The following is a 10,417-nucleotide window of genomic DNA, read 5'->3' as shown; positions in this document are numbered from 1 at the left end:
AAAAGAAGATAAGCTGCCATGGAGAGTATACCATGACAGCTATTATTTTGCACTACGGTTTGTTTTGTATCGCTTACTAACTGATGTGGGGATTAACAGTAAAACGTCAAGGCTTTTTCGAAAATGCCTTGAGGGTTGATGTTAGATGGTTTGGGAATTTACATTAAAGGGTGAAGGCATTTTCGAAAATGGCTTAGCCCTTTATGTTAAATTTGCTTTTAATTACTTCAGCCAGAGAAAACCAGCAGGAGAGTGGGACGAGGGAGCGGAGGTGGGAATGGGGACACGAATTCATAGGGCGGAGCGTTCTCTAACGGCACAGGAAGTCGTCTGGAAACCGTTAGTGGAACTTAGTCTGCAGACATCAAAAAAGACGGGCAGAAACTGAAAACCAAATCAGTTTCTGAGATGCCCACTGAACGGTGAAGCACCATAAAGGGTTCACCGTGAATGGGCATCGGACCGTCTTTTTTGATGTCTGCGGACTTTAGTTCCACTTACGGTTGGAAGCCGATTTCCTGTGCCGTTAGAGAACGCTCCGCCCTATGAATTCGTGTCCCCATTCCCACCTCCGCTCCCTCGTCCCGCTCTCCTGCGTGACTTTCACACCTAAAACCCAATTTAGCCAGTTTTCACATTATTATAATCTTTTCATAAATATATAATATTACCGCGTTTTCAATCAAGCTAAAGTCATTTGTACCCGGCGGGTCATATATAATATAGGATATAAGCAGCATAAGAAATGTATATGTCAAAATGACAAAAAAAGAGAAATGAATTTTCATATCAAATAAGCCATTTTACAAGGCACTTCACAAAAAGATCACAAACCAGAAAAATATTGCACAAATACAGCTGGAATAAATCGGTAAAAATCATTCTTTTATATACAAAAAAGTTAAATATTAACAACTTCTTTATACAAAATGACGTATATCCCCGAGTATTGACAAGTAAATGCAACAGAAGTAATATATGTTCAACATTCAGAAGCAAGAGTATATCACTTGCGGGAAAGAATCCTGCTGACGGAATTTTCCGCCTGGGCGGGCCGCTTTTGCAGCATGATTCTTTACTCTGAATGATGAGTAATTGAAAGGAAGTGAGCAATACGGAGAATTTGGCGGAAGAGTTAATGACAGAACTAAATTGCGACACAGCCTTTACGATTCCTTTGTTTGGCGGAATTGCCATATCGGAATCAGTAGTCGTCACGTGGATCATCATTTTAGGACTGACAGCCGCATCTATTTTACTCGTCAGAAATCTTCAGGAAAAGCCGGTCAGCCGGCGGCAGATCATACTGGAAACAGCAGTGGGAGGATGTTATCATTTCTTCGAAGATCTGGTTGGTAAGGAAGGCAGACGTTACATACCATATTTGATAACGGTCGCCCTCTACATCGGAATTGCCAATCTTATCGGACTTCTGGGTTTCAAACCCCCTACGAAGGATCTCAATGTTTCGGCAGCCCTTGCGATTATGAGCATTGTGCTGATCGAATATGCCGGGCTTCATCAAAAAGGCCTGAAAAAATGGATTAAAAGCTTTGCAGAACCAATCCCCCTCATTACCCCCATCAACATACTTGAATTATTTATCCGGCCTTTATCCCTTTGCATGCGGCTTTTTGGCAATGTATTGGGTGCATTTGTTGTGATGGAATTGCTTAAAATGGTGATACCGGTTGCAGTTCCGGCGGCTTTCAGCTGCTATTTTGATATCTTTGACGGGTTGATCCAGGCATATGTATTTGTATTTTTGACATCCCTCTTCATAAAAGAGGCTATTGAGTAAGAAAAATAAGTGAAAAAAGGAGAACATCATTATGGCAGCATTAATCGCAATCGGAGCAGGAATCGCAGTATTAACAGGTATCGGAGCAGGTATAGGAATCGGCATTGCAACTTCCAAGGCGGTGGACGCTATTGCCAGGCAGCCAGAGGCAGAGAGCAAGATCAGCAAAGCCCTTCTTCTCGGCTGTGCCCTCGCAGAGGCAACCGCCATTTATGGTTTTGTCATTGGCCTTTTAATCATACTTTTCCTGAAATAAATGAAAAGAAAAGAGGTCATACATGAAACAGGCCAGGAATAGAAACGGAAAAGGCAGGTGGGAAAAATGCTGCGGTTAGATTGGAATCTTGTTTTAACAATGATCAATCTCATTATTTTATATCTATTGATGAAAAAATTCCTGATCGGCCCGGTGACGGCAATTATGGAGCAGAGACAGGCGGATATCGAACTACAGTTTTCCAACGCCGATAAGGCGCAGAAGGAAGCGGATATGCTCAGAACCCGGTACGAGGATAAGATGAAATCATCCCGGGAAGAGAGTGTGAAAATGATAGAGCAGGCGCGGACGGACGCGAAGGCAGAATATGATAAAATTTTGTCTCAAGCCCAGGAAGCGGCCGGCAAAGAATATGAAAAATCCCTTGCCAGCCTAAAAGCAGATCAGGATAAAATGAAACGGGAAGCGCAGTCAGAACTGGCAGCCCTCGTCATAGCTGCGACAGCTAAAATCATCGGTGAGCAGAATGAACAGATGATCGACCGGTCACTATACAACCAATTCTTAACAAAAGCAGGTGATTCCCATGACGCAACTCTCAATTAACTATGCAAAGGTATTGTTTGAACTTCACTTACCGGCAGAGGATATCGGACAGTCGGAACGTATATTCGCCCAAGTCCCAGAACTTCTGGACGTATTTACCAGCCCGGTGATCCGGGAAACGAAAAAGATGGTTTTGATCGACCGGATTTTTCCCGTGACAATCCGGAGTTTCTTAAAGGTGATGTGCCAAAACCATGCGATGGACGGCATTCTTGATACCTTTTCAGAGTATAAAAAATACTACTGTGAAGAACATAAAATCCTTCCGGCAGTAATGACTTATAGCAGCCGCCCTGACCCGGAACAAATAGACGGAATCAAACAGTTCCTCTGTGACAAATACAAAAAAGACCGGGTGGATTTGACCCTTAGGGAAGATCCGAAGCTGATCGGAGGATTTGTAGTCAGAATGGGAGACCGGGAAATCGACTGTAGTTTAAGGGGACGCCTTAAACAGTTAGAGCAAAAATTGATGTGGAGGTGAACCGAGTGAGCTCAATCAGTTCAAATGAAATTATTTCTATCTTAAAAAGCGAAATAGAGAACTTCGATGTGGATACAAGAGATGAAGAAGTGGGCTCTGTAATCTGGGTTGGTGACGGAATTGCCACTGTTTACGGCATCGATCATGCTATGTACGGTGAGATCGTCGTGTTTGATACCGGAGTGAAGGGAATGGTTCAGGATATCAGACGAAATGAAATCGGCTGCATTCTGTTCGGCCGTGACACCGGATTGAAAGAAGGCAGTAAAGTGACCCGGACAGGGAAAAATGCTGGAATTCCGGTTGGAGATGGTTTTATAGGGCGCGTCATCGACGCACTGGGAGCCCCCATCGATGGTAAAGGGGCAATTAAAGAAGATGGTTACCGGCCTGTGGAAGAAGAGGCTCCGGGAATCATAGAGAGAAAATCGGTTACTGTTCCCATGGAAACCGGAATCCTCGCAATTGATTCCATGTTTCCCATCGGACGTGGACAGAGAGAATTGATAATCGGCGACAGGCAGACAGGTAAAACGTCGATTGCTCTCGACACTGTGATCAATCAAAAAGGAAAAGATGTGATCTGCATTTATGTGGCCATCGGTCAGAAAGCATCGACAGTGGCTAAGATCGTATCCACTCTGACAAAATATGATGCCATGGATTATTCCATCATCCTGTCGGCCACTGCCAGCGATTCCGCTCCTCTGCAGTATATCGCGCCGTATTCAGGAACTGCGCTGGCCGAATATTTTATGCATAAAGGAAAAGATGTTTTGATCATCTACGATGACCTGTCCAAACATGCGGTGGCATATCGTGCGATTTCCCTGCTTCTGGAACGGTCGCCAGGCCGTGAAGCTTATCCTGGCGACGTATTTTACCTGCATTCCAGACTTCTGGAGCGGTCAAGCCGTTTAAACGATGAGCTGGGGGGAGGTTCCATAACGGCCCTTCCTATTATAGAGACCCAGGCCGGAGATGTCTCCGCATATATTCCTACAAATGTAATATCCATTACCGATGGGCAGATTTTTCTGGAAAGCGGCTTGTTCTTTTCCGGAATCCGTCCTGCGGTCAATGTAGGTCTTTCCGTTTCCAGAGTCGGCGGCGCGGCACAGACGCAGGCCATGAAAAAGGCGTCGGGAAGCGTCAGAATCGACCTGGCCCAATACCGGGAAATGGAAGTGTTCACCCAGTTCAGTTCCGATCTGGATGAAACGACAAAGGAACAGCTCCAGTACGGAAAAGGCCTGATGGAATTATTGAAACAGCCGTTATGCCATCCTCTCAGCCTTCACGAACAGGTGATTTCCCTCTGTGCGGCCACAAATAAAGTATTTTTGCCTCTGGACATTGAGAAAATCAAAGAATTTCAAAGGGGAATGCTGGCTTATTTCGACGCCAGGTATCCGGAAATCGGCAACGAGATTGAAGAAAAGAAAACACTGTCCAGTGAACTGATTGACCGCATCGTAAAAATAGCCGGAGAATACAAAGATGAATCACAAATTTAAGGCAGGAGGTGCTTTATGGCGAATACACGGGAAATACAGACAAGAATGAAAAGCATACAGGATACTATGAAGATTACAAACGCCATGTACATGATATCCTCCTCTAAAATGAAAAAGGCCAGGAAAAGCCTGTCCGATGCGGAACCTTATTTTTATACCCTGCAGATGGCAATTGAACGGATCCTGCGCCATCTCCCGGATGTGATGAACCAATATTTTGAACCGGAAGAGCCGTCCGGAAAGAATAAGGAAAAAAGGATTGGATATCTGGTGGTCACAGCGGACAAGGGATTGGCCGGCGCATATAACCACAATGTGATTAAACTGGCGCAGGAAGCTCTGGAATGTCCGGGTTCTCATATGCTGTTCATAGTAGGCGATATCGGACGCCAGTATTTTGTAAAAAAGGGATTCGAAATCGAACAGGATTTTCAGTATACCGTTCAGAATCCGACGATGAGCCGGGCCAGAAATATTGCGGAAAGCCTTCTTAAATATTACAACAGCCACGATCTGGATGAAATCCATATTATTTACACAAAAATGGTAAACGCCATGCAGACCCAGGCGGAAACCCTTCAGCTTCTGCCCCTTAAAAAGTCTGGTTTCGGTGAGCGCTTCGTAGATGTGCCCATGGAAGAAATTGCCTTATGGCCGTCTGCGGACGCGGTTCTTCAAAACATTGTGCCCAATTATATTGCCGGATTCATCTACGGCGCTTTGGTTGAATCCTATTGCAGCGAACAGAATTCCCGTATGATGGCAATGGAAGCGGCTACTACCAGTGCCAAAGACATGCTGAAGGAATTGTCGGTTGCATATAACCGGGCCAGGCAGGCCGCGATTACCCAGGAACTCACGGAAGTGATCAGCGGAGCGAAGGCTCAAAAAAAGAAAAAGAAATATTAGAACGGGAGGAATTTCCATGAAAAAAGGAAAAATAGTCCAGGTCCAGGGGCCTGTGGTGGATGTGGAATTTGAAGATGACGATCTTCCGTTTATCAAAGACGCCCTGGAAGTGGATAATAACGGCAAAAAACGGGTGATGGAAGTCGCACAGCACGTAGGCAACCACACGGTGCGCTGTATCATGCTGGCATCCAGCGACGGCCTCTGCAAAGATATGGAGGTAACTGCCCTGGGATCTGGTATCCAGGTTCCGGTGGGCAAAAAGACGCTGGGACGGCTGTTCAATGTTTTAGGTGAAACCATTGACGGAGGCGAAGGCCTTGACGGGGAGGAACACTGGGTCATTCACAGAGAACCGCCTTCCTTTGAGGAACAGAGCCCTGTTGTAGAGATTCTGGAAACCGGAATCAAGGTAATCGATTTACTGGCCCCTTATGCGAAAGGCGGAAAAATCGGCCTTTTCGGCGGCGCTGGAGTAGGAAAAACCGTGTTGATTCAGGAACTGATTAGGAACATAGCCACCGAACACGGCGGATATTCCATTTTTACCGGCGTGGGAGAGCGGTCCAGAGAAGGAAATGACCTTTGGTCTGAGATGAAAGAATCCGGCGTTTTGGAGAAAACTGCCCTGGTGTTCGGACAGATGAACGAGCCGCCGGGAGCGCGTATGCGTGTAGCGGAAACGGGTCTTACCATGGCGGAGTATTTCAGGGATCACGAGCACCAGAATGTGCTGCTGTTTATCGATAATATTTTCCGCTTCGTCCAGGCCGGATCAGAGGTTTCCGCACTGCTGGGACGGATGCCTTCAGCCGTAGGTTATCAGCCCACCCTGGCAACAGAAGTGGGCGAACTGCAGGAGCGGATTACATCCACAAAAAACGGTTCTGTAACCTCGGTCCAGGCGGTATATGTGCCGGCCGATGATTTGACCGACCCGGCTCCGGCCACCACATTCGCCCATCTGGATGCGACCACAGTCCTATCCAGAAAAATTGTGGAACAGGGAATCTATCCGGCAGTCGACCCGCTGGAATCCAATTCCAGGATTCTGGAAGAAGACACGGTGGGAAAAGAACATTACGAAACAGCCCGGCAGGTACAGGAAATGCTTCAGAAATACAAGGAGCTTCAGGACATCATCGCCATACTGGGCATGGAAGAGCTGTCGGATGAAGACAAAACGGTGGTATACCGGGCCAGAAAAATCCAGAAATTCCTGTCCCAGCCTTTCCATGTGGCCGAAAACTTTACCGGGATTCCGGGCAAATATGTGCCTTTAAAAGAGACGATCAAAGGCTTTAAAGCCATTGTTAACGGAGATATGGACCAGTATCCGGAAGCCGCCTTCTTTAATGTGGGAACCATAGACGATGTGATTGAAAAAGCCAAAAGCTGTTGAAATATGGATGTTTAGAAGCGGAAAAAGGATGTGACGAGACGATGAATACATTTTATCTGAAAATTATAGCCAGCGACCGGGTCTTTTTCGAGGGCAGGTGCCGGATGATCGTGCTGCCTGTTTTTGACGGTGAAAAAGCGGTTCAGGCCCATCATGAAAATATGGTAATCGCCGTCAGCGTAGGCGGAATCAGAATCACCACCGAAGATGGAACAAAAGTGGAAGGCGTGGTAGGCAGCGGCTTTGCCCAAATCATCAATAACCGTGTCACCCTTTTAGTGGATACGGCTGAAAAGCCGGAAGAAATCGATGTCCGCCGCGCCCGGGAAGCGCTGGAGAGGGCGAAAGAGCAGTTGAGGCAGAAGCAGAGTATACAGGAACATTCGCATTCGGAGGCGTCTTTGGCGAGGGCCATTGCGCGGTTGAGGATGAAAAGCCAGAATATTTGACCGTTTTACGTTATTGGCGGAAGTAACGCCGAGACTGGATGGAACGCGGGGCAGGGGGCTGACAAACGGCCGGCATTCGGCTTCCAACCGTAAGTGGTTCTAGGTGTGCAGAGACAAAAAGAGGCGGTGCGGCGCCCATTCGAGGTGAACTTTTTATGAACTTCACCTCTCAAGGGGCGCCTCATACACTGATTCGGATTTCAGTGTATGACCGCCTCTTTTTGCCTCTGCGCACCAAGAACCACTACACGGTTTCCAGACGAACGCCGGCCGTTTGTCAGCCCCCTGCCCCGCGTTCCATCCAGTCTCGGCTGTGCTGTGGAGAGAATAAGTAAAAAGAGCATGTGCTGGTTTTGGGTTGATTGTTTATGATATTTAGGTATTTAGATGGTGGGGGGAATAGTGGCTTTTTAGAATCATAGTAGGCTTCAACGGAGATCCCTCGTTAATATAGGAAGCGATATCGGAGAAACCCTGTATTGGCAAAGCTCAGAGAAATCTGAAATTAGGTGGTAACACGGACATGAAAGTTCGCCCTAAGTTGATATTATGTCAAATTAGGGCTTTTTGTTTTGGAGAAATGTAGAAAGGAGGATGATCCGACTGTGTTATTTCCACTGCAGTAATGCATCCGTTTGCTGGGATGTATAGAAGTGTGTCAGAACAGAAGATATTGACGAAGTAGGAGACGATATACTCATTGGACTTTTCGTAACCTCCGCCAATCCCTTACATTTGAGAAAAAGTATCCCCCAGTAAAAAAAGTGATTCCTTTTAGGTGTTTGCAATCATTTTGATTTATGCTATAATATTTTGAAGCCAAAATTCAAATAGAATTATGAGGTAAAATAGATGGATCATATACAGGTGGCCCCTGAGGGAATCCAGAGGGAGATACCGGTGAAGGAACCTGAACGGCAGAAGAGCTTACAAAAGATTACAGTAAGATAGCGTACAATGGAGGATTATGGAAAGAAACATAAGCGTTATTAAAGATGTGAATGGAAATCAGATCGTCATTGTAAATGATATTCATTTTAAGGGGAAAAGAAATATAAATTGGGATGAAGTCGAGCAGTATTTAAAACAGTATATTGGAGAGTTTATAGAAATTGCTGAAAGTAAAGAAATTATATATATTGGCAGTGATTTACCTGATGAATATTCAGGTTCGAAGTATACAGCAAAATTAAAAGGAGCGTTAGCAAAGGCAAAAGCAAATGCCGCACAAGGAATTCCGGAAATGATAGAAATTGCTCAAAATAGAAGGTTTCAGGAAAATCTGGAAAGGAAACATGAAAAAAATGCAAAATATGGCTGGTATCGATATGATTCCAGATTTGCAATACCTGTTTTTGATGAAAATAATGATGTTTTACGGTATAATGTATTTCATGCTGAGTTGGTGATAAGACATTCTGAAAATAGAAAGCTGTATTTATATGACATTATAAACATAAAAAAAGAAACGAGCACCCCGCTTTAGCCTTAGAGCTGTACGGTAAAAAACCCGCTTCTTTATAATATATTATATACCATAGAAAGGAAAAAATCAAGAAATATGAGTAATGAAATTGATTTGAATGAAATAGATTTAAGTTACAATCCTCCAGTAGAAGAACCGGCCCGTCAGTATTACTTCATGGCCAAATGCCGGGAGTGGGTAAAAAATTTTGAACGAGAAAATGGACGCTTCCCCAAATCCTGCGTGGTCAATATGGGATGCCAGATGAATGCCAGAGATTCAGAAAAGCTGCTGGGAATTTTGGAGCAGATGGGCTTTGTTGAAACCGATACGGATGAGGCCGATTTTGTCCTTTATAACACCTGTACAGTGAGAGAAAACGCGAATCAGAGGGTCTACGGACGCCTGGGTTATCTGAACAGCTTAAAAAAGAAGAATCCCAATATGCTGATCGCTCTCTGCGGATGTATGATGCAGGAGCCGGAAGTGGTTGCGAAGATTAAAAAGAGTTACCGTTTCGTGGATGTGATATTCGGCACCCACAATATCTTTAAACTGGCGGAACTTTTGTCTGAGCGTCTGGACCAGAAAAAAATGGTGGTAGATATTTGGGAGAAAGCCGATAAAATCGTTGAAGATCTGCCTGTTGAGCGGAAATATCCGTTTAAATCAGGTGTGAACATCATGTTCGGCTGTAACAATTTCTGCAGTTACTGCATTGTTCCATATGTCAGAGGACGGGAGAGAAGCCGGAATCCGGAAGATATTGTGGCTGAGATCAAGTCTCTTGTGGCAGACGGGGTTATTGAAGTGATGCTGCTGGGACAGAATGTGAATTCCTATGGAAAGAATCTGGAGCAGCCTGTCTCATTTGCAGAACTCCTTCAAATGATTGACGAGATTGAAGGGCTGGAACGGATCCGCTTCATGACCTCCCATCCAAAGGATCTGTCGGACGAACTGATCGAGGTGATGAAAAATTCCAAAAAGGTATGCCATCATTTACACCTTCCTCTCCAGTCGGGAAGCAGCCGTGTATTAGAGGTGATGAACCGGAAGTATACGAAGGAGCAGTATCTGGAGCTGGCAGAGAAGATCAGGGCGGCAGTGCCTGATATCTCGCTGACCACCGATATCATCGTAGGATTTCCTGGTGAAACAGAAGAGGATTTTCAGGAGACACTGGACGTGGTACGCCGGGTGCGTTATGACAGCGCGTTCACATTCATCTATTCCAAGCGGACCGGAACGCCTGCCGCCGCAATGGAGGATCAGGTTCCTGAAGAGGTGGTAAAAGACCGGTTTGACCGGCTTTTAGAAGAAGTTCAGCATATTTCGGCTGAAGTTTCCGGCCGCGATGAACATACGGTTCAGAAAGTCCTGGTGGAGAATATGGACGACCACCAGGCAGGTTTTGTAACAGGGCGGATGGATAATAACACCATCGTCCATTTCCCGGGAGACGAATCCCTGATTGGAAAAATTGTGGATGTATATCTGGATGAATCCAAAGGATTTTACTATATGGGGACACAAATAAAAAACTAAAGAAAAATTACTGAAATTA

The 10,417-nt window shown here is 45.4% G+C and carries 10 protein-coding genes; all 10 read left to right on the top strand.

The features are described 5' to 3' along the window. The first annotated feature begins 1,138 nt into the window (after window positions 1-1,138). The 10 genes from GPL15_RS10865 to miaB all read left to right on the top strand — a co-directional run bounded on the left by GPL15_RS10865 (window position 1,139) and on the right by miaB (window position 10,398). Window positions 1,139-1,801 carry a F0F1 ATP synthase subunit A gene (locus GPL15_RS10865; RefSeq protein ID WP_215698698.1) on the top strand — a complete coding sequence of 221 codons (663 nt, stop codon included), beginning with the start codon at window positions 1,139-1,141 and terminating at the stop codon, window positions 1,799-1,801. A gap of 31 nt (window positions 1,802-1,832) precedes the next feature. Next, entirely contained in the window at window positions 1,833-2,057 is a 225-nt protein-coding gene (gene atpE / locus GPL15_RS10860; protein ID WP_215698697.1) for an ATP synthase F0 subunit C, read from the top strand. A gap of 66 nt (window positions 2,058-2,123) precedes the next feature. Further along, window positions 2,124-2,624, top strand: coding sequence for a F0F1 ATP synthase subunit B (gene atpF, locus GPL15_RS10855; protein WP_215698696.1), 501 nt, complete (start codon window positions 2,124-2,126; stop codon window positions 2,622-2,624). Continuing rightward, window positions 2,605-3,108, top strand: coding sequence for an ATP synthase F1 subunit delta (gene atpH, locus GPL15_RS10850; protein WP_215698695.1), 504 nt, complete (start codon window positions 2,605-2,607; stop codon window positions 3,106-3,108). The genes atpF and atpH overlap by 20 nt, the downstream gene beginning before the upstream one ends. Beyond that, a complete protein-coding gene (atpA, locus tag GPL15_RS10845; RefSeq protein ID WP_346344944.1) occupies window positions 3,105-4,625 on the top strand; it encodes a F0F1 ATP synthase subunit alpha in 1,521 nt (506 codons plus the stop codon). Before atpH ends, atpA begins: the two co-directional genes overlap by 4 nt. A 15-nt stretch (window positions 4,626-4,640) precedes the next feature. Next, window positions 4,641-5,534 (top strand): ATP synthase F1 subunit gamma, encoded by an 894-nt coding sequence (atpG, locus tag GPL15_RS10840; protein ID WP_215698693.1) that lies wholly within the window; start codon window positions 4,641-4,643, stop codon window positions 5,532-5,534. Window positions 5,535-5,550: 16 nt separating this feature from the next. After that, the gene (atpD, locus tag GPL15_RS10835; RefSeq protein ID WP_215698692.1) at window positions 5,551-6,936 is read left to right on the top strand and encodes a F0F1 ATP synthase subunit beta; all 1,386 of its coding nucleotides are present in this window, start codon (window positions 5,551-5,553) and stop codon (window positions 6,934-6,936) included. A 41-nt stretch (window positions 6,937-6,977) separates the two neighbouring features. Next, window positions 6,978-7,385 carry an ATP synthase F1 subunit epsilon gene (atpC, locus tag GPL15_RS10830; RefSeq protein ID WP_215698691.1) on the top strand — a complete coding sequence of 136 codons (408 nt, stop codon included), beginning with the start codon at window positions 6,978-6,980 and terminating at the stop codon, window positions 7,383-7,385. Between the two features lie 967 nt (window positions 7,386-8,352). Next, entirely contained in the window at window positions 8,353-8,871 is a 519-nt protein-coding gene (locus tag GPL15_RS10825) for a hypothetical protein (protein WP_215698690.1), read from the top strand. 75 nt (window positions 8,872-8,946) lie between these two features. Then, a complete protein-coding gene (miaB, locus tag GPL15_RS10820; RefSeq protein WP_215698689.1) occupies window positions 8,947-10,398 on the top strand; it encodes a tRNA (N6-isopentenyl adenosine(37)-C2)-methylthiotransferase MiaB in 1,452 nt (483 codons plus the stop codon). Window positions 10,399-10,417 lie beyond the last annotated feature (19 nt).

The sequence above is a fragment of the Clostridium sp. MCC353 genome, from assembly GCF_018785315.1.
In the GTDB taxonomy this organism is placed as follows: Bacteria; Bacillota; Clostridia; order Lachnospirales; family Lachnospiraceae; genus CHH4-2.
This window is presented reverse-complemented; position numbering and strand designations above follow the sequence as displayed.